Origin of the sequence: Corticimicrobacter populi (assembly GCF_003123725.1) — a bacterium.
Classification (GTDB): domain Bacteria; phylum Pseudomonadota; class Gammaproteobacteria; order Burkholderiales; family Burkholderiaceae_B; genus Corticimicrobacter; species Corticimicrobacter populi.
Genome location: NZ_QETA01000007.1, coordinates 146,712 through 164,078 on the forward strand (window position 1 = coordinate 146,712; position 17,367 = coordinate 164,078).

A 17,367-nucleotide genomic window follows, 5' to 3' on the forward strand; every position below is an offset into this window, starting at 1 on the left:
CTCCCCTTGAGAATGCCGTGCCGGCACAGGATCGTCCGGCACGGGTGATGAAAATGTTGCTGCATGCCCCTGCATGCCCTACTGCTCTTTCACTGCATACTGTCTGGCTTGCAGCGACTTGGCCATCAAGAAACTAAAAAAACCGTTCTACCGCAAACGGCGCAATCGGCAGACGACTTTCGCCATCGCAGACCAGCTCCGACACGATCCGCCCGACCACCGGCCCCATTTCGAAACCATGTGCCGAAAACCCGAAGGCATGCACGACATCGTGGCCCTGGCGGCTGAAGCCGATGACCGGAATCAGATCCGGCATGAAGGCCTCTACGCCCCCCCAGGCGCGAGCAATCGCAATATCGGCCAGATGCGGGAACAGTTCCGTCACAGTCCGTGCGCTGGCCCCCATGGTCGAGACATCCACATCGGCCACGCGGGCCTGTGGATCGGCCGTACAGCGCAAACCACCGCCGATCACCACCGTGCCATTGTCGAACTGCTTGAACGACAGGGGTCGACCCACCGCCCCCAGCACCGGGTTGACGAAGGGTGCCACGCGCCGCGTCACCATCAGCATCAGGCCACCGGCCTGCACCGGCACCGGATCACCAACCTGGGCGGCAATCTCGCCGGCCCAGGCCCCTGCGGTATTGACCAGCGTACGCGCCCGGAACACTTCGCCCCGCACCTCGGCATGCCACAGGCCATCACGCCGGTAGATTCGCTGGACCGGCATGCCCTCGCGGATATCCGCGCCGGCTCGCTGCGCCGCCAGCCGGAAAGCCGTGACCGTACGAAACGGCAGCGCATAGCCATCACGCTCGACCCAAATACCGCCCTGCACATGCGGCGAAATGGCCGGCACCAGTTCGCGAACCTCCTCACGTCCGATCAGGCGCTCATGCCAGAAACCAGCGGCATTGAGCATCTGCACCCGCTCGGCCGCCTTGGCCTGGTCGGCATCCGACTCGATGACCTGCAACTGTCCACTCGCCACGAAACCGCAGCGATCCTCCACGTACTCCTGGATGTGATGCCAGATTTCATCGCGCGCGGCCAGTGCCAGCGGGATTTCGGCCAGATGGCGCCCCAGTGTGCGCACGCCTCCGGCGTTGACGCCGGAAGCATGGCGACCGCAGTAATCGGCCTCCAGCAACAGCGTACGCACGCCCCTGCGCGCCAGATGCAAGGCACTGGACATGCCCTGCAGCCCGCCGCCGACGATCAGCACATCGACATCGCGTGCCCGTTCCGAGGTCAGCACCGCTGGCGCACCGGCCCGCATCGCGACGGCCGGATGTGCACTGCCTGCCGCAGCCGTCACCTCAGCCTCCTTGCGCCAGCTCGGCCAGCGTCAGCGGCTTGATCGGTGCCCGGATGCGGTAGTAGCCCACCTCGGCCGGCGACACGTCCCGCGCCTCGGCAATGACCTCGGTCACCGTCAGGCCGCACTGTCGGCCCTGGCATGGCCCCATGCCGCAACGATTGAAAGACTTGGCCTGGTTGGGCCCCGTGCAGCCCAGCGCCACATGCTCGCGCAGCGTACCGGCCGTGACTTCCTCGCAACGGCAGACGATCACGTCGTCGGCCGGAATGCGGTTCTCGTCCTTGGGCCGGTACAGGCTGTCGAGGAAGGGACGGATATGCAGGAAGCCCTGCAACTCACGCCGCAGCGGTACGGCCTGGGCATCACGCGCCGCCGCATCAAGGCGACCGGCCGCACAGGCAGCACCCAGCCCTGCCAGTCGTCCCTGCAGGGCGGCAGCCCGTGCGCCCCCAATGGCAGCGCCATCGCCAGCGATATAGATACCCGCCACATCCAGTTCGCCCCAGCCATCGCGCAGAGGCCGCCAGCATAATTGCGCCTCGTCCCATTCATGACCAGCCCGCAGCGACCAGGTGATCTGTGTATTCGGCACGACCCCCTGGTGCAGCAGCACCAGCCCGGTCGCCAGCGATTGCGCCTGGCCATTGGCCTCGAACGTCACGCGTTCGGCCTGCCCCTCACCATGCACCACCAGTTTCGTCACCCCCTTGTAGTGCGGCACCTGATGTGCCCGGAGCGTGCGCAACAGGCCCAGCCCCTTGCGCACATCGCGCCAGCCTGCCAAGGCGCTGGCCACATGGCGCAGGGCACGACGCTGGTCAGCCGGTGTGGTCGTATCCAGGATGGCCTTGATCGGCACGCCGGCACGCAGATATTGCCAGGCCAGCAGGTACAGCAAAGGCCCGCAACCCGCCAGCACGACCGGCTGGGCCGGTGCCACGCCGGCCCCCTTGAGCAGGATCTGGGCAGCCCCGGCCGTCATCACGCCCGGCAAGGTCCAGCCCGGGATCGGGAAAGGCCGCTCCATGGCACCGGTCGCCAGCACGATACGGCGTCCCAGCAATGCCTCGGTACGTCCGCCGCGCAGGACATGCACCATGCGCTCGCGCGTCACCTGCCAGACCGAGCTGCCAGGGCGATGTTCGGCCCCGGACACCGCAAAGGCCTCGGCCAGCGAGGCACCATGTTCATAGTCCGGCCCCAGGATCTCCCGGCGCTGGGCATCGGTACGCGTAATGCTGCGATAGATCTGCCCCCCGACCGTTTCCTGCTCGTCCAGCAACACCACCGACAATCCATGGCGGCGGGCTTCAGTGGCCGCTGCCATACCGGCCGGCCCGGCACCGATGACAATCAGGTCGTACTCCCCTTCCACATGCTGTGCCTGCACAGACATGCCTGCATGACTATCGGCCATCATCCTCTCCCGTCAAGGCCAGTTCCAGCGCACGTGCGCCCTCCATGGAACGTACTTTCATGCCAGCCCGAACCGTCGTCAGACAGCTCTGCTGGCTCGGTTTGCCATCGATCTCGACCAGGCATTCGAAACAGACGCCCATCATGCAATAGGGTGCACGCGGTGCCTGGCTGACCACCGACGTGCGAAAGCGATCCACGCCCGCGGCCAGCAGTGCCGCCGCCAGCGTCACGCCAGCCGGCACCTGCAGGTTCTGTCCATCGAACTCGATGGCCACGAGGGCCGGCGGGGCAGTATCGGGACGCGCCGGCAAGGTACGAAACAGATTTTCAGTGAGCATCATCGGCTCCCATGGTCTTGATTTCTGAAGAAGGTGGAAAACGATCTGCGCGAAAACCGTCAATCGCGGCCGGACGCTCGCCACCCGCCAGCCAGGGCGACAGCGTGATCGCATGTTGCGCGGCCAGGGTCACGCCGCTGTGGCCGGTCACGACATAGGCACCCGGCATGGCCTCGGACTCCTGATAGATCGGGAATTTGTCGGGGCTGAGCACGCGCAATGCGGCCCAGGTACGCACCAGCCGCAACTGACCCAGCGCGGGAATGCAGCGTACGGCACGCGCCGCCACGGCGGCCAATACCGGCACCGTCACGTTGTCGTCATAGCCAACGTCTTCCTGCGAATCGCCAATCTGGATCGTGCCCTCGTCGGTCTGCCGGATATAGTTGGTCGGGTAGTCCAGCACCGGCCGGGTACGCTCCGTGATCAGCACTTGCCCGCGATTCGGCCCCACTTGCACATCCATGCCGACCATGGCCCCCAGCTTGCGATTGGCCAATCCTGCTGCCAGCACCACGCGATCGGACTGCCAGTCGCCGGCCGCCGTCCTGATCCTGAAGCAGCCCCCTTCGCGCCGGATATCGGTCACTGCCGCGCCACGCACGATGCTGACACCACGCACCTGACAGGAGGCATTCAATGCACGCAGCAGCTTGAGTGGATTGGCATGGCCATCCATCGGCGTATAGGTTGCGCCCGCCACGTCGGGCCCCAGGCCGGGGATGAACTCGCGGGCCTGCTGCAAATCCAGCACCTGGAAGGTGTAGTCGTCGCCCACGCCCTGCTGGATGGTCGCCAGCCGGGCCTGCCGGTCCACCAGCTCCTTTTCCGACAGGCAGATATGCAGGCCACCGCGCTGCTGCAACTGAACATCGACACCCGCATCCTGCATGAGCATTTCTGCCAGACCCGGCCACAGGTGTGCCGATTGCAGGCTCCAGCGGGCATAGTCATGCTTGCCTTCGCCCTTGCTCTGCACCCAGACCAGGCCGAAGTTGCCGCGCGATGCGCGAAACACCTGATCCCCCTCATCCAGCAACGCCACCTTCAACCCCTGTCGGGCCAGTCCGTAGGCCACCGCGCTGCCGACCAGCCCGCCTCCCACGACCACGACGTCTCTCGTTTCCATCGTATTACTCCTTTTCCTGCACCTATTTGTTCCCGATCAGCACGCGATCCAGCCCGACCACCCGGTCCAGCAGCACCATCAGTATCAGCGTGCCGACAATCAGCACCGTGGACACCGAAGCCACCAGCGGATCGATGGTGTTGGCAATATGGTTGTACATGGCCACCGGCAGCGTCATCGTGCCCGGCGTGGCCACGAAAATCGTCATCGTCAGCTCGTCGAAACTCTGGATGAACGACAGCAGCCAGCCCCCGACAATGCCCGGCAGAATCATCGGCAGGACAATGCGGCGCGCCGCTGTCCAGCGCGACGCGCCCAGCGACAGCGCAGCCCGCTCGGCATCGCGGTCCATCCCGGTGGCGGCGGAAAGCACCAGCCGCAGCGCATAGGGCATCACCACGATCACGTGTGTCATCGCCAGCCAGAAGAACGAGCCGCTCATGCCGGCCAGATTGAAAAACCGCAGGAATGCTACACCCAGTACAACCTGCGGAATCATCAATGGCGACAGGAAGAATCCCATCAACGTGCCCCGCCCCGGAAAGCGGTAGCGCTCCATCGCCAGTGCCGCCGGCACCGCCAGCACGATCGCCACGCTGGCCGAGACCAGGCCAAGCCAGAACGAGAACCAGAAAGCCTGGATCAGCTCATTGGCATCCAGGATGGCCCTGAACCAGCGCAGCGACAGCCCGTCCGAAGGCATCGAAATATACCCCTTGTCGGTGAACGACACAGCGATCACCACCAACAGCGGTGCCACGATGAAAAGAATGAACAGCGCATGGTAGGCTATCGACAGCCAGCCGTTTTTTCGCATGATGCGCTCCTTATATCCTTATGCGAGTGAACAGATCCTAGGAATCGAATACCTGGCGAAAACGACGTTCGACCAGGCGATTGCAGCCCAGGATGATGATGATGTTGGCCACCAGCAGGATCAGCGCGATAGCGGCACCCAGCGGCCAGTTAAGCGTGCTCAGGAACTCGTCGTAGGCTGCCGTCGCCACCACTTTCAGGCGACGTCCGCCCAGCAGTGCGGGCGTGGCAAAAGCCGAGGCCGACAGCGCAAACACGATGATGCTGCCCGAGAGAATGCCCGGCAGAACCTGCGGCAACACCACGCGGCGCATCACCGTGAAATTCGATGCCCCCAGCGACAGGCCAGCCTGCTCGACCTGCGGATCCAGCTTCTGCAGCGAGGCCCAGACCGAGATCACCATGAACGGCACCATCACGTGCGTCATGGCGATGATGACGCCAGTCAGGGTAAAGACCAGCCGGACGGGCTCATCAACAATCCCCAGCCACAGCATGGCTTCGTTGAGCAGGCCGTTGTTGCCCATCAGGATAGCCCAGCCCAGTGTGCGCACCACCACCGAGATCAGCAACGGAGCCAGGATCACGACCAGGAACAGGCCACGCCAGGGACTGCGCATGCGCGACAGGATGATGGTTTCGGGCACGCCCAGCAGCACGCACAGCAGTGTTACCGCACCCGCCATGCCTGCCGTGCGCAGGAAGATCTCGTGGTAATAGTCGTCGGACAGAATTTCCAGGTAGTTCTTGAGCGAATACGACTCGTCGATCGTACCGATGCCATCGAACACATGAAACGACAGGATGCCGGTCAACAGCAGCGGTGCCAGCAGCATCGCCAGGAACAGCACCAGCGCCGGGCCGGACAACAGCCAGGGGGCCATGCGGCGCGAGCGGTCAGCGGCGGCGCTACTCATGATGCGACTCCGTATCCAGTACCCGCAGGTCTGCGTCGTCCCAGATCAGGCCGATCCGGTCGCCTTCGCCCACCGTCACCAGCCCCACGTTGGGCACACTCACGCGCAACGTGCCCAGCGGGGTCTCGATCTCGAGCATCCAGTAGCTGCCCAGGAACAGACGCGTACGGATTTCGCCATCGAGCCGCCCCTGATCCACCGGAGCCAGCCGCAGCTTCTCGGGGCGGATATAGACCTGTACTTCCTGCGCCACACGACGGCCACCGTGCCCGACGCGCACCGTCAGGCCGCCCAGTTGCACCGTACAGCCCGATTCGTCCTGGGACAGGGTCCGACCACTGAACGCATTGGTCTTGCCCAGGAAGTTGGAGGCGAACGTCGACACTGGGCGCTCATAGGTGGCATAGGGTGCATCGAGTTGCACAATCCTGCCGCCATGCATGACTGCGATGCGATCGCTCATGGTCATGGCCTCGATCTGATCGTGCGTGACCAGGATCGTGGTGATGCCGAGCTGATGCTGGATGGCACGCAGTTCGATATGCATTTCCTCGCGCAGCTTGGCATCGAGGTTGGACATCGGCTCATCGAGCAGCAGCACCTCGGGCCGGATCGCCAATGCCCGGGCAATTGCCACGCGCTGGCGCTGGCCGCCCGACAGCTCGCGAGGATAGCGGGCATCGCGTCCCTGCAGCCGGACCATGTCCAGTGTCTCGGCCACGCGCTTGATGCGCTCGGTCTTGCCCATGCCACGCATTTCCAGGCCGAAGCTGATGTTCTCCGCCACGGTCATGTGCGGAAACAGTGCATAGCTCTGGAAGACGATGCCCATGCCGCGCTTTTCCGGCCGCAGGCCCAGCAGGCTGCGACCATTGACGCTGACCTCGCCGCGCGTCGGCTCGACAAAGCCGGCGATCATCTGCAGGGTCGTGGTCTTGCCGCAGCCGGAAGGCCCCAGCAACGATACGAATTCGCCGCGCTCGACCTGCAGGTCGAGGTTTTCAACGGCAACGAAATCTCCGAACCTTTTGCCAAGGCCCCGAATATCAAGAAAGCTCATGATGCAACCCCAATAGGTGCGGGCGTCCCGCTGCTGCACGACGCCCGCCAGGCAAAGCGGAACTCAGCGTTCGACGGTCCGGTTCCAGCGGTTGGTCCACTCACCGCGCTTGGCATTGATGACCGAGTAATCCAGCGATTGCAGCTTGGCAATCTGCTCGGGACCATAAGGCACCGTTGCAGCCACCTCCGGACTCAGTTCGGTCTTGCTGTTGACCGGGCCCCAGGCCACGCCTTCGGCCAGAATCGCCTGCACTTCCGGACTCAGCAAGTGCTGGACGAAAGCCTGGGCTTCCGGCTTGGGATTGGGCTTGGCAATCGGGCACACTGCCGTGAACAAGGCAATGGCACCTTCCTTGGGATAGACGAATTCAACCGGGAAACCAGTGTCCTTGAGCGCCTGTACCCGGCCACTGCCCCACACGCCCAGTACACCGTCGCCGTTCTGGAACAGCTCGGTCATCTTGCCGGGCGACGGCTCCCAGGCCAGTACGTTGGGGCCGACCTCATTGATCATCGCCTCGAAACCCGGCTCGATCTGTTCGAGATTGCCACCGCGCAGTTCTGCGAACTTGATCAGGGTGTGCAGGCCGTAGCCGTTGGAAATCGGCGGCACCACAACCTTCTGCTTGAACTTGGGATCGGTCAGGTCTTCCCAGGAGTCCGGTGCCGGCCAGCCGGCCTTGGCAAAGGCTTCCGTGTTGTAGAACAGGCCGGTCGCGATCACACCCAGCGCCGAAGCACTGTCGCCCATCTGGGCCAGCGGGTAGCGATCCTGGTAGACCGGAGCATCCTCCAGCTTGGCACACAGGCCAAACTGCTGGGCCTGCATCATCGGACCATCGTCGATGACCACCACGTCGAACTCGGGACGGTTGCGCTGGGCCTGCATCTTGGCCAGCGTATCGGTCGAGTTGCCCGCCACGTAGATCACATTGACATCACCGTGCTTCTGCTGGAACAGCGGGATGACTTTTTCCTTCATGACCTTCTCGGTCGTACCGCCCGATGCACCGAGATACAGGTCGGTCGCCTGTGCCGGTGCCCAGGCACACGCCACGAGAATGGATGCCGCAGTCAGATAACGTTTCATTGCAAATCCCCTTGAAAGCAATGCTCATTAGTGAAAACCCTATGTCATATTGAAATATGATCACCCCGGGCCAGGAACCTTTGTGTTTATAGGTTAGGCAATTTATGCTGTTCCGCATAATGCTATTTTTTCCATCAATCATGTCTTTTTGCTATGGATAAGAGAATCACGCTGCGGCACCTGGAATCTTTCCGCGCCATCATGCTCTGCAAGACCGTGACCAATGCAGCAAATATGCTGCACGTCTCGCAGCCGGTCGTGACCCGGCTGATCGCGGATCTTGAAGAACGCATCGGTATCCAGTTGTTCGACCGGCGCAAGGGCCGGCTGTATCCCACCCCCGAGGCGGCCTTGCTGTACGAGGAAGTGCAGCGATCCCTGGCAGGCATCGAGCGCATCACCAGTTCCGCCGCGGAAATCCGCAGCCTGCAGCGCGGCAGCATCCAGATTGCGGCGGCACCGGCCCTGGCCCTGACATTTTTGCCGCAGGCCATTGCCAGCTTTATCGAAAGCCGTCCCTATGCGCGGATACTATTGCTCATGCACAGCTCCCGCACCGTCATGGACATGGTCCAGGAGGAGCGCTGCGATATCGGTTTTGTGATTCTGTCCCTGCAACTGCAATCGACCTACGGCCGCCTGCTGATGTCGACCAAGATGGTCTGCGTCGTGCCGGCCACCCACCGGCTGGCCCACAAGACCGTGATCGTGCCAACCGACCTGCGCGGCGAGCGCTATATCTCGCATCCCTATCTGCTGGATACCCGCACCAAGATCGATTCGGTATTTGCCGCCTACGGGGTCAGCCGGGTGCTGCATATCGAGACCCAGACCTCGTATGCCATGCTGCAATTGGTCGAGGCCGGTGCCGGCGTTGCGATTGTCGATCCGCTGACCGCCTCTTGCTATGAAGGAAACGGCCTGCGCTTCATCGAGTTCGAACCTTCCATCACGACCAACTTTTCGCTGCTGATGGCACCTGACCGGGTACCCTCGATGCTGCTGCAACCCTTCATCGATCATGTCCAGGCGGAAATGCTGCGGCGCATTCCGCCGGAACTGGTCAACCGCGAGGACTAGCCAACGGTGTCTGGAGACACCGCCCGCCTCAGCGCTTGTCGAGCCGGTGCGCCAGCCGATTGCCGACGATCTGGATGACCTGCACCATCGCGATCAGCAACACGACCGTCAGGATCATGACATCGGTCTCGAAGCGATAATAGCCATAGCGGATCGCCAGGTCGCCGATGCCGCCACCGCCCACCACGCCGGCCACTGCCGAGTAGGACAGAAAACTCACTGCCTGTACGGTCAGCGCCAGGATCAGCCCGGAACGGGCCTCCAGCAGCAGCACACGCCAGACGATCTGCAGCTCCGAGGCACCCATGGCATGGGCCGCCTCGATCACACCGCGCGAGACTTCGCGCACGGTCTGTTCGACCAGCCGAGCGAAGTAGGGAATGGCCGCCACCGACAGCGGTACGGCAGCGGCCAGCGGCCCGATCGAGGTGCCGGCAATGGCACGCGTGATCGGCACCAGCGCGACCAGCAGGATAATGAAAGGGAACGATCGGACCGTATTGACCACCCAGCCCAGTGCAGCATGCACAGGCCGGTTCTCCAGCGACTGTCCGGGTCCGAGCAGGAACAGCAGGATGCCGAGCGGGCCGCCAAAAATGATGGCTGCCGCCATGCCTACGCCCAGCATGAGCAGGGTCTGGCCGATGGCCGTCCAGAGTTCGGGCAGGATATTGATGATGTTCTGAGTCAGCATGTTGAGCGTCGCTGCAAATGAAAATGGGGCCGGAGACAACCGGGCCGATCAGGCTGCCTGCGCACGCGGCGCGGCGGCTGCCTCGGCCAGCGTGCCCGCTGCATGACGGCGCAGGATTTCGGCATCCTCCTGCTCGCGGGCCAGTTCCTGACCCAGGGCGCTCAGGCGCGGCGTCTGGAAGTCAGCCACGTCGAATTGCTCGACCAGCTCGCCATGCTCGAGTACGGCAACCCGGTCACACAATGCCTGCACCACCGACAGTTCATGCGTGACCAGCACCACCGTCACGCCCAGGCTATCGTTGATCTGCCTGAGCGTCTGCAACACGGCACGCGTGGTTTCGGTGTCCAGCGCCGATGTCGGCTCGTCACACAGCAATACCTTGGGATTCGGTGCCAGCGCACGCGCGATGGCGACCCGCTGCTTCTGCCCGCCGGAGAGTTGGGCGGGAAAGCTGTCCAGCTTGTCTGCCAGACCGACCACATCCAGGCACTCCTTCACACGCGCGGCGATCTCGGCCCGGCTCCGACTGCCATGGAGCTTGAGCGGGAAGGCGACATTGTCAAAGACACTGGCATTCTGGAGCAGGTTGAACTGCTGGAAAATCATGCCGGTCTGCTGGCGCGTTTCACGCAGATCCCGCTTGGACAATGCGGTCAGGTCACGCCCGCCGAACAGCACACGCCCCTGGTCCGGTCGCTCAAGCAGATTGATCAGCCGCAGCACCGTCGATTTGCCGGCACCGCTCTTGCCGATCAGGCCATAGATCTTGCCTGCGTGGATGTCCAGAGACACGGATTTGACGGCGTCGAAGACACGGCCATCAGGCAAGGCAAAACGCTTGCCCACGGCCTCGAGCCGGATGAGCGGCGCAGTGGAAGCATCAGAGATATGCATGAGATATGAAACAGCAGCGAGAAACAACGGCGGCCAGCAGGGCAGGCGCAAGGAGATAAGCAGGCAAGGCGGCAAAGTTAGCACGACACGGCATAAGGCCACCCGCCAATCATTCTATATTGGAATAAACAAATAACTTTTCCATCTGCTTATAATCATTATGGATATATAAACACCTAAAAATTATTAAGAACGGATATATGCACATCTACAATCGTGTGCAGCCGGGCACCACACTTTCTCCTGTCTTGCCACACCGGCACAGACTGACGCCCGGTCCGATTCTCCCTTCGCTGTAATCCCGCCATCATGCTGTCACGCTTCCTTTCCCGCCTTTCCGGTGCCCTGCTCGCCGTTTCCCTGACTGTGCCTGCCCTGTCTCAGGCCGAAACCACCATTCGCGTCGGCCAGACCAGCGGCCCGCACGCCAAGATCATGGAAGTGGTCAAGCAAGTGGCTGCCCGCGATGGCCTGAACATCGAGATCATCGAGTTCGGCGACTATATCCAGCCCAATGCCGCACTCGATGCCGGCGACCTCGACGCCAACAACTACCAGACCCAGCCCTTTCTCCAGGCACAGATCCAGGCACGTGGCTACAAGCTGACCAGCGTGGCCAATACCGTGCTCTTCCCGATGGGCTTCTACTCGAAGAAATACAAGTCGCTGGACGAGCTGCCCGACGGTGCCACCGTAGGCATCCAGAACGACCCGGCCAATGCAGGCCGCTCGTTGCACCTGCTGCAGAAGTACGGCCTCATCAAGCTGCGCGAAGGTGCCGGCCTGGACGCCATCCCGCGTGACATTGCCGAAAACCCGCGCAACCTCAAATTCCATCAGGTCGATGCCGGCCAGTTGCCGCGCTCGCTCGACGACCTCGATATCGCCTCGATCAACACCTCATTCGCCATCAAGGCAGGCCTGGTGCCCAAGCGTGATGCGATTGCCATCGAGGACAGCGACAGCCCGCACACCAACCTGCTGGTAGTGCGTACCGAAGACCAGGACAAGCCCTGGGTTGCGCAACTGATCAAGGCTTACCAGTCCGACGAGGTCCGTACCTTCATCGAAACCGAATTCGCCAGCTTCGCCATTCCCAGCTTCTGATTCACCGCAGCATGTCCATCTCCGCATCGCCTCTCGCGCCGTTCCGCGTCCTCGATCTTTCACGCGTACGCGCAGGCCCCACCTGTGCCCGCTTCCTGGCCGATTTCGGCGCAGAAGTGATCCGCATCGAAGCCCCTGCAGGCGTCGATCCCAACGAGGCGATGTTCGCCAACCGGGACAGCGGCGACTTCCAGAACCTGCATCGCAACAAGCACTCGCTGACGCTCAATCTCAAGCAGCCGGAAGGCAGGGAAATATTCCTGAAGCTGGCGGCCGAAGCCGATGTCGTCATCGAGAACTGGCGACCCGACGTCAAGACACGACTGGGGCTGGACTACGACACACTGAAAGCCGTCAATCCACGCATCATCCTGGCCAGCATCTCGGGCTTCGGCCAGACCGGCCCCTATGCCTCGCGCCCCGGCTTTGACCAGATCATCCAGGGCATGGGCGGACTGATGTCAGTCACCGGTTTTCCCGGTCAGGGTCCCGTGCGCGCCGGCCTGGCCGTATCGGACGCCAGCGCGGGCCTGTTTGCGGCGCTGGGCGTGCTGACCGCGCTGCTCGAACGCGAGCGCTCGGGCCAGGGCCAATGGGTGCAGGCCTCGCTGCTGCATGCCATGATCGCCATGATGGACTTCCAGGCGGCCCGCTACCTGGTCGATGGTGAAACACCCGTGCAGATCGGTAACGATCACCCCCTGACCAGCCCCATGGGCCTGTTCGAGGCAGCGGACGGTTACCTGAACCTGGGGGCCTCGGGCGATGGCAACTGGCTGCGGCTCTGCCGCGCACTTGAGCAGCCACAATGGCTGGAAGACCCTCTCTACGCCACCGAGCCCCGGCGCGTCGAACATCGTGCGCAACTCAATGCAGCGCTCAACACCGTCTTCGCCACCGGCACGGTCGCGCACTGGACCCGCTTGCTGAACGAAGCAGGCGTCCCTGCAGGGCCGGTCTATTCGATTCCACAGGTTTTCGAAGATGAGCAGGTCAGGCACCTGCAGGTTGCGGCAGACGTCACGGCCCCTGACGGCGCGATACGCCAATTGGTCTCGCAGCCCACGGTACTGAGCCGTACACCGGCCACGCTGCGCACCACAGCCCCCACGCCCGGCGAACATACCGAGATCATCCTGCGCGGCCTGGGCTACGACGATGCCGGCATCACCGCCCTGCGCGCCCGGCATATCGTCTGAGGAAAACACCATGCCACAGGTTGCCCTGACCATCGAAAACGGCATCGCCCGTATCCTGATCGATCATCCCGAGCGCCATAACGCCATGACCTTCGGGATGTGGCAACAACTGGCACAGCACTTCGAGACCATCGCCCAGGCACCCGAGGTGCGCGTGGTGGTGCTCAGCGGTGCCGGCGGCCGGGCCTTTGTCTCGGGTGCCGATATCTCCGAATTCGAACACCTGCGCGATTCGGCAGAACAGGTGCAACGCTATGAAGACACCGCCCAATTGGCGCTGAACGCCATCGCCGCCTGCGAACGGCCCGTGATTGCCGCCATCGAGGGCATCTGCATGGGCGGCGGACTCGGCCTGGCAGGTGCCGCAGACCTGCGCTATGCCAATCGCAGTGCCCGTTTTCGCATGCCTGCGGCCCGCCTGGGCGTAGGCTACAGCCTGCATGGCGTACAGAGGCTGGTCCAGTTGATCGGGCAGGCCAATACCGCCGATATTTTCTACACCGCACGCATTTTCGACGCCCCCGAGGCATTGCGGCTGAATTTCATCCACGCTTTCCACGAAGACGGCGAATTCCATGCCGCGATCGAACGGGTCGCCGCCACCATCGCCGGCAACGCCCCCCTGCCCATCCGGGCCGCCAAGCTGGCGCTGCGTACACTGTCAGCGGGCCATGCCATCGATGCGGCCGCCGCACACGCAATCGAGCATGCCGTGCAGGCCTGCTTTGACAGTGCGGACTATCGCGAAGGCCGCAGCGCCTTTCTCGAAAAGCGCCCACCGGCATTCAAGGGGCAGTAGGTCGAAATCGATCCAGGTCTATTCAACCTGCTCGGCGTTGCGCCAAAAACGCCGCCGCGTCGGGTCCGGACGGGGCACGGCAGCAATCAGGCGCTGCGTATAGGCCTGTGCCGGTGCCTCGAAAATCTGGTCGGTCTGGCCCTCTTCGACCAGCCGTCCAGCCTCCATGATCGCCACGCGATCGGCAAAATGCCGCACCACACCCAGATCATGCGAAATGAACAGGTAAGTCAGGCCATGCTCAGCCTGGAGATCCGCCATCAGATCCAGCACCTGCGCCTTGATCGACACATCCAGCGCCGATACGGCCTCGTCGGCCACGATGAAGGCCGGTTCGAGCGCCAGCGCCCGGGCGATCGCAATCCGCTGACGCTGCCCACCGGAGAACTGGTGTGGATAGCGCCGGGCATGGTCAGGCGACAGCCCCACCCGCTGCAACAGCGCCACCATGCGATCCTGCCGTTCCCGAGGCGTATGCAGCCGGTGGATCGCCATGCCATCCATGATCGCATCACCCACCCGCCGACGCGGATTCAGGCTGGAATACGGATCCTGGAAAATAGTCTGCACACAGCGACGGAAACGCAACATCTCATCCCGCCCATGCAGCCCCGGCACATCGAAACCGGCCAATTGCACACGTCCCGCATCGGCGCGCTCCAGTGCCGTGATGCAACGTCCCAGGGTACTCTTGCCAGACCCCGATTCGCCTACGACAGCCAGCGTCGTGCCGGCCTCGACCACCAGGCTGACGTCGCGCACCGCCTGCACCGTCTCGCGTGGTCTGCCAAGCAGGGTGCGCCGCGTCACGAATGTCTTGCTCAGGCCGTCTACCTGCAGGATCGGGGTACTCATGAATAGCCCACCAGACGCCGTTGCGGATCACGGCGCGCATCCACATTCGGGACCGCCGCCAGCAGCGCACGCGTGTAGTCTGCCTGCGGCGCGGCAAAAATCTGCTCGACCGGGCCTTCCTCGACAATGCGCCCCTGGCGCATCACGATCACACGGTCCGCGATTTCAGCCACGACGCCCAGGTCATGTGTAATGAACAACACCGCAGATCCCGTTTCGGCCTGGATGGAAAACAGCAGTTCAAGCACCTGGGCCTGTACGGTCACATCGAGCGCCGTGGTCGGCTCATCGGCAATGATCAGATCCGGCGACAATGCGCAGGCAATCGCGATCATCACCCGCTGGCGCATGCCACCCGACAGCTCGTGTGGCCAGGCCCGGGCACGCCGGGCCGCCTCGCGAATGCCCACCCGCTCCAGCAAGGCCACGGCACGCGCCATGGCCTGCGCCTGTGACACGCCACGCTCATGGATGCGAATCACCTCGGCAATCTGCTCCCCAACCCGCATCGATGGGTTGAGCGCCGACATCGGCTCCTGGAAGATCATCGCAATCCGCCGCCCGCGCAGACCGTCGAATACCTCCGGGGAGAGCGTCAGCAGGTCCAGCCCATCGAACGACAGCGCATCGGCTGCGACACGTCCCGGCACATCGACCAGCCCCATGATGGAAAAGCCGGTCACCGTCTTGCCGGAACCCGACTCGCCCACCAGGCAGACCACTTCGCCTCGCCGCAGAGTGAAGCTGACGCCATCGACGGCACGCACATCACCTTCGCGGGTCTCGAACACCGTCTGGAGATTGCGCACCTCGAGCAGGACATCGTGTGGTGTCGTCATCGCTGCAGCTCCGGGTTGAGCGTATCCTGCAACCAGTCACCCAGGATATTGACCGCCAGCACCGTCAGAAACAGCGCGATCGACGGCACCAGGACAGGCCATGCATTGGTGAACAGATAATCCTTGAGCGTACCCACCATCTGTCCCCATGAGGGCGTGGGCGGGCGTACGCCCAGACCGAGAAAACTCAGGCCGGCCTCGAGCAGCATCGCGAACGAAAAGGTAAAGGACGCCTGCACGGCAATGATGGAATGCATGTTGGGCAGGATCTCGCGGCGAATGATCCAGCCGGTACCTGCCCCCAGTGACTGGGCTGCCAGGACATGTTCACGCGCCTGGATGCTGCGCGCCACGCCCCAGGTGACCCGTGCGAACTGCGGACAATACAGCAGGCCTATCGTCATGACCAGCGTCGGCAGACTGCCACCGATGAAGGCCAGCACCACCAGCGCCACGAACGTCTCGGGCAGCGACACCAGCACATCAATGATTCGCACGATGGCTGCCTGCAGACGACGACCGGCAAACGCTGCGCAGACGCCGATGGTCACGCCGGAAATGCCTGCCACCAGCACCGCCGCAGTGGCCACGCCGAGCGAAACGCGTGCCCCATAGATTACCCTGGACAACAGATCCCGCCCCAGTTCATCCGTACCCAGCCAATGCGCAGCGTCCGGCGAAGCCAGCAGGTTGGCGGCATTGATGGCATAGGGGTCGGCCAGACCCAGCCAGGGGGCGGTCAACGCCGCCAGCGCCAGCACGCCCAGGAAGCCTGCCGCCAGCCAGACGGCAATCGAGCGACCATGACCGGCCAGACGCATCGACAGGGTCGCCATCAGCCTTTCCCCCGCATGCGGGGATCGAGCATACCCTGGATCAGGTCCACCGCCAGGCTGATCAGGATGAAGATGGCGAAGATGGCCAGCAGACAGCCCTGGATCACCGGATAGTCGCGTGCAAAGGCCGCACTGACCAGCAACGAGCTGAGGCCAGGCCAGTCGAACAATGCCTCGATAATGACCATCCCCCCCAGCATGCTGCCTGCCCGGATGCCCACGATGGCGACCACGGGCGCGATGGCATTGGGCAAGGCATGACGCCATATCGCGCGCGCCGGCGACAGACCCTTGGCCCGTGCCAGCCGCACATAATCCTTGCCCATGGTATCGGTCAGGCTGGCGCGCATCATGCGTGCGACCACCCCCATGAAATTCAGTCCCACCGTGAGTGCCGGCAGCGCCAGGCACATCAGGTGCGCCACCGGATCGTCGGCAAACGGCACGTAGCCCGACGAAGGCAGCCACGGCAGCCAGAGGCTGAATATCAGTACCAGCACGATACCCAGCACAAACACCGGTGAAGAAAAACCAGCCACGGCAATGACCGAGGCCAGCATGCCGGCCGCCTTGCCGCGCTTCCGTGCAGCCACCACCCCCAGCGGCACACCCAGAAGCACGGCAATGGCCAAGCCCGCCGCAATCAGCTCTAAACTACGCGGAATGCGGCGTATCAACTCCGACGATACTGCTTCGCCAGTGCGCAAGGACGTTCCAAATTCCCCCCGGAACACCTGCGCCCCCCACTGCCGAAACTGTACCGCCAGAGGCTGATCCAGCCCCAGTTGCGCACGCATATGCGCAACTGTCTGCGGGTCACTGCCCGCCTGTTCTCCCAACATCATGGCCACCGGATCGCCTGGCAGCATGTGGATGGCGAAAAACACCACACATGCCGCCAGCGACAGGCTGGCCAGTGCAGCCAGCAGGCGTCGGGCAATGAATGCCGGCATAGCCTGCGTCCTG

General features: G+C 63.2%; 18 protein-coding genes. 4 read left to right on the plus strand and 14 right to left on the minus strand.

Annotation, left to right across the window (positions count from 1 at the left end; genetic code table 11):
• Positions 1–133 precede the first annotated feature (133 nt).
• The 8 genes from DD235_RS14870 to DD235_RS14905 all read right to left on the minus strand — a co-directional run bounded on the left by DD235_RS14870 (position 134) and on the right by DD235_RS14905 (position 8,095).
• Positions 134–1,282: an NAD(P)/FAD-dependent oxidoreductase gene (locus DD235_RS14870; protein WP_109062961.1), complete on the minus strand. Its 1,149-nt coding sequence runs from the start codon at positions 1,280–1,282 to the stop codon at positions 134–136.
• A 40-nt stretch (positions 1,283–1,322) separates the two neighbouring features.
• Positions 1,323–2,741: an FAD/NAD(P)-dependent oxidoreductase gene (locus DD235_RS14875; RefSeq protein WP_420810477.1), complete on the minus strand. Its 1,419-nt coding sequence runs from the start codon at positions 2,739–2,741 to the stop codon at positions 1,323–1,325.
• Entirely contained in the window at positions 2,731–3,081 is a 351-nt protein-coding gene (locus DD235_RS14880) for a (2Fe-2S)-binding protein (protein WP_109062963.1), read from the minus strand. The genes DD235_RS14875 and DD235_RS14880 overlap by 11 nt, the downstream gene beginning before the upstream one ends.
• Entirely contained in the window at positions 3,071–4,210 is a 1,140-nt protein-coding gene (locus tag DD235_RS14885) for an NAD(P)/FAD-dependent oxidoreductase (RefSeq protein ID WP_109062878.1), read from the minus strand. The genes DD235_RS14880 and DD235_RS14885 overlap by 11 nt, the downstream gene beginning before the upstream one ends.
• A gap of 22 nt (positions 4,211–4,232) precedes the next feature.
• Complete coding sequence (locus DD235_RS14890; protein ID WP_109062879.1) at positions 4,233–5,027, minus strand: ABC transporter permease; 795 nt, start codon at positions 5,025–5,027, stop codon at positions 4,233–4,235.
• A gap of 37 nt (positions 5,028–5,064) precedes the next feature.
• The gene (locus DD235_RS14895) at positions 5,065–5,943 is read right to left on the minus strand and encodes an ABC transporter permease (protein ID WP_109062880.1); all 879 of its coding nucleotides are present in this window, start codon (positions 5,941–5,943) and stop codon (positions 5,065–5,067) included.
• Entirely contained in the window at positions 5,936–7,003 is a 1,068-nt protein-coding gene (locus DD235_RS14900; protein ID WP_109062881.1) for an ABC transporter ATP-binding protein, read from the minus strand. Before DD235_RS14900 ends, DD235_RS14895 begins: the two co-directional genes overlap by 8 nt.
• A gap of 63 nt (positions 7,004–7,066) precedes the next feature.
• Positions 7,067–8,095, minus strand: a complete 1,029-nt coding sequence (locus DD235_RS14905; protein ID WP_109062882.1) for an ABC transporter substrate-binding protein — start codon at positions 8,093–8,095, stop codon at positions 7,067–7,069.
• A 153-nt stretch (positions 8,096–8,248) separates the two neighbouring features.
• On the opposite strand from DD235_RS14905, the gene DD235_RS14910 reads away from it, so the two are divergent.
• Positions 8,249–9,175 carry a LysR substrate-binding domain-containing protein gene (locus tag DD235_RS14910; RefSeq protein WP_109062883.1) on the plus strand — a complete coding sequence of 309 codons (927 nt, stop codon included), beginning with the start codon at positions 8,249–8,251 and terminating at the stop codon, positions 9,173–9,175.
• Positions 9,176–9,203: 28 nt separating this feature from the next.
• On the opposite strand, the gene DD235_RS14915 is transcribed toward DD235_RS14910, so the two are convergent.
• Both DD235_RS14915 and DD235_RS14920 read right to left on the minus strand, forming a co-directional pair.
• Entirely contained in the window at positions 9,204–9,869 is a 666-nt protein-coding gene (locus DD235_RS14915) for a methionine ABC transporter permease (RefSeq protein WP_420810475.1), read from the minus strand.
• Between the two features lie 48 nt (positions 9,870–9,917).
• Complete coding sequence (locus DD235_RS14920) at positions 9,918–10,766, minus strand: methionine ABC transporter ATP-binding protein (RefSeq protein ID WP_109062884.1); 849 nt, start codon at positions 10,764–10,766, stop codon at positions 9,918–9,920.
• Between the two features lie 309 nt (positions 10,767–11,075).
• Between DD235_RS14920 and DD235_RS14925 the strand changes: the two genes are divergently transcribed.
• Genes DD235_RS14925 through DD235_RS14935 form a run of 3 tightly spaced genes read left to right on the plus strand, consistent with a single transcriptional unit; the run spans position 11,076 to position 13,871 of the window.
• Positions 11,076–11,873 carry a MetQ/NlpA family ABC transporter substrate-binding protein gene (locus DD235_RS14925; RefSeq protein WP_109062885.1) on the plus strand — a complete coding sequence of 266 codons (798 nt, stop codon included), beginning with the start codon at positions 11,076–11,078 and terminating at the stop codon, positions 11,871–11,873.
• Positions 11,874–11,884: 11 nt separating this feature from the next.
• Positions 11,885–13,072, plus strand: a complete 1,188-nt coding sequence (locus DD235_RS14930) for a CaiB/BaiF CoA transferase family protein (protein ID WP_109062886.1) — start codon at positions 11,885–11,887, stop codon at positions 13,070–13,072.
• A gap of 10 nt (positions 13,073–13,082) precedes the next feature.
• Positions 13,083–13,871 (plus strand): enoyl-CoA hydratase, encoded by a 789-nt coding sequence (locus DD235_RS14935; RefSeq protein WP_162300513.1) that lies wholly within the window; start codon positions 13,083–13,085, stop codon positions 13,869–13,871.
• Positions 13,872–13,889: 18 nt separating this feature from the next.
• Here the strand turns inward: DD235_RS14935 and DD235_RS14940 are convergent, their stop codons facing one another.
• From DD235_RS14940 to DD235_RS14955, 4 genes are read right to left on the minus strand one after another with little or no spacing between them, the layout of a single operon-like run.
• A complete protein-coding gene (locus DD235_RS14940) occupies positions 13,890–14,726 on the minus strand; it encodes an ABC transporter ATP-binding protein (RefSeq protein ID WP_109062887.1) in 837 nt (278 codons plus the stop codon).
• Positions 14,723–15,565: an ABC transporter ATP-binding protein gene (locus DD235_RS14945; RefSeq protein WP_109062888.1), complete on the minus strand. Its 843-nt coding sequence runs from the start codon at positions 15,563–15,565 to the stop codon at positions 14,723–14,725. Before DD235_RS14945 ends, DD235_RS14940 begins: the two co-directional genes overlap by 4 nt.
• Positions 15,562–16,401, minus strand: a complete 840-nt coding sequence (locus DD235_RS14950) for an ABC transporter permease (RefSeq protein ID WP_239990176.1) — start codon at positions 16,399–16,401, stop codon at positions 15,562–15,564. The genes DD235_RS14945 and DD235_RS14950 overlap by 4 nt, the downstream gene beginning before the upstream one ends.
• The gene (locus tag DD235_RS14955; protein WP_109062889.1) at positions 16,401–17,354 is read right to left on the minus strand and encodes an ABC transporter permease; all 954 of its coding nucleotides are present in this window, start codon (positions 17,352–17,354) and stop codon (positions 16,401–16,403) included. The genes DD235_RS14950 and DD235_RS14955 overlap by 1 nt, the downstream gene beginning before the upstream one ends.
• Positions 17,355–17,367 lie beyond the last annotated feature (13 nt).

Bases quoted from the DNA above. Each gene is read 5' to 3' on its own strand.
- DD235_RS14920 (WP_109062884.1), bottom strand. From the start codon at position 10,766: ATGCATATCTCTGATGCTTCCACTGCGCCGCTCATCCGGCTCGAGGCC.
- DD235_RS14915 (WP_420810475.1), bottom strand. From the start codon at position 9,869: ATGCTGACTCAGAACATCATCAATATCCTGCCCGAACTCTGGACGGCC.
- DD235_RS14955 (WP_109062889.1), bottom strand. From the start codon at position 17,354: ATGCCGGCATTCATTGCCCGACGCCTGCTGGCTGCACTGGCCAGCCTG.
- DD235_RS14890 (WP_109062879.1), bottom strand. From the start codon at position 5,027: ATGCGAAAAAACGGCTGGCTGTCGATAGCCTACCATGCGCTGTTCATT.
- DD235_RS14925 (WP_109062885.1), top strand. From the start codon at position 11,076: ATGCTGTCACGCTTCCTTTCCCGCCTTTCCGGTGCCCTGCTCGCCGTT.
- DD235_RS14950 (WP_239990176.1), bottom strand. From the start codon at position 16,401: ATGGCGACCCTGTCGATGCGTCTGGCCGGTCATGGTCGCTCGATTGCC.
- DD235_RS14900 (WP_109062881.1), bottom strand. From the start codon at position 7,003: ATGAGCTTTCTTGATATTCGGGGCCTTGGCAAAAGGTTCGGAGATTTC.
- DD235_RS14935 (WP_162300513.1), top strand. From the start codon at position 13,083: ATGCCACAGGTTGCCCTGACCATCGAAAACGGCATCGCCCGTATCCTG.
- DD235_RS14885 (WP_109062878.1), bottom strand. From the start codon at position 4,210: ATGGAAACGAGAGACGTCGTGGTCGTGGGAGGCGGGCTGGTCGGCAGC.
- DD235_RS14910 (WP_109062883.1), top strand. From the start codon at position 8,249: ATGGATAAGAGAATCACGCTGCGGCACCTGGAATCTTTCCGCGCCATC.
- DD235_RS14875 (WP_420810477.1), bottom strand. From the start codon at position 2,741: ATGGCCGATAGTCATGCAGGCATGTCTGTGCAGGCACAGCATGTGGAA.
- DD235_RS14930 (WP_109062886.1), top strand. From the start codon at position 11,885: ATGTCCATCTCCGCATCGCCTCTCGCGCCGTTCCGCGTCCTCGATCTT.
- DD235_RS14940 (WP_109062887.1), bottom strand. From the start codon at position 14,726: ATGAGTACCCCGATCCTGCAGGTAGACGGCCTGAGCAAGACATTCGTG.
- DD235_RS14905 (WP_109062882.1), bottom strand. From the start codon at position 8,095: ATGAAACGTTATCTGACTGCGGCATCCATTCTCGTGGCGTGTGCCTGG.
- DD235_RS14945 (WP_109062888.1), bottom strand. From the start codon at position 15,565: ATGACGACACCACACGATGTCCTGCTCGAGGTGCGCAATCTCCAGACG.
- DD235_RS14880 (WP_109062963.1), bottom strand. From the start codon at position 3,081: ATGCTCACTGAAAATCTGTTTCGTACCTTGCCGGCGCGTCCCGATACT.
- DD235_RS14870 (WP_109062961.1), bottom strand. From the start codon at position 1,282: ATGCGGGCCGGTGCGCCAGCGGTGCTGACCTCGGAACGGGCACGCGAT.
- DD235_RS14895 (WP_109062880.1), bottom strand. From the start codon at position 5,943: ATGAGTAGCGCCGCCGCTGACCGCTCGCGCCGCATGGCCCCCTGGCTG.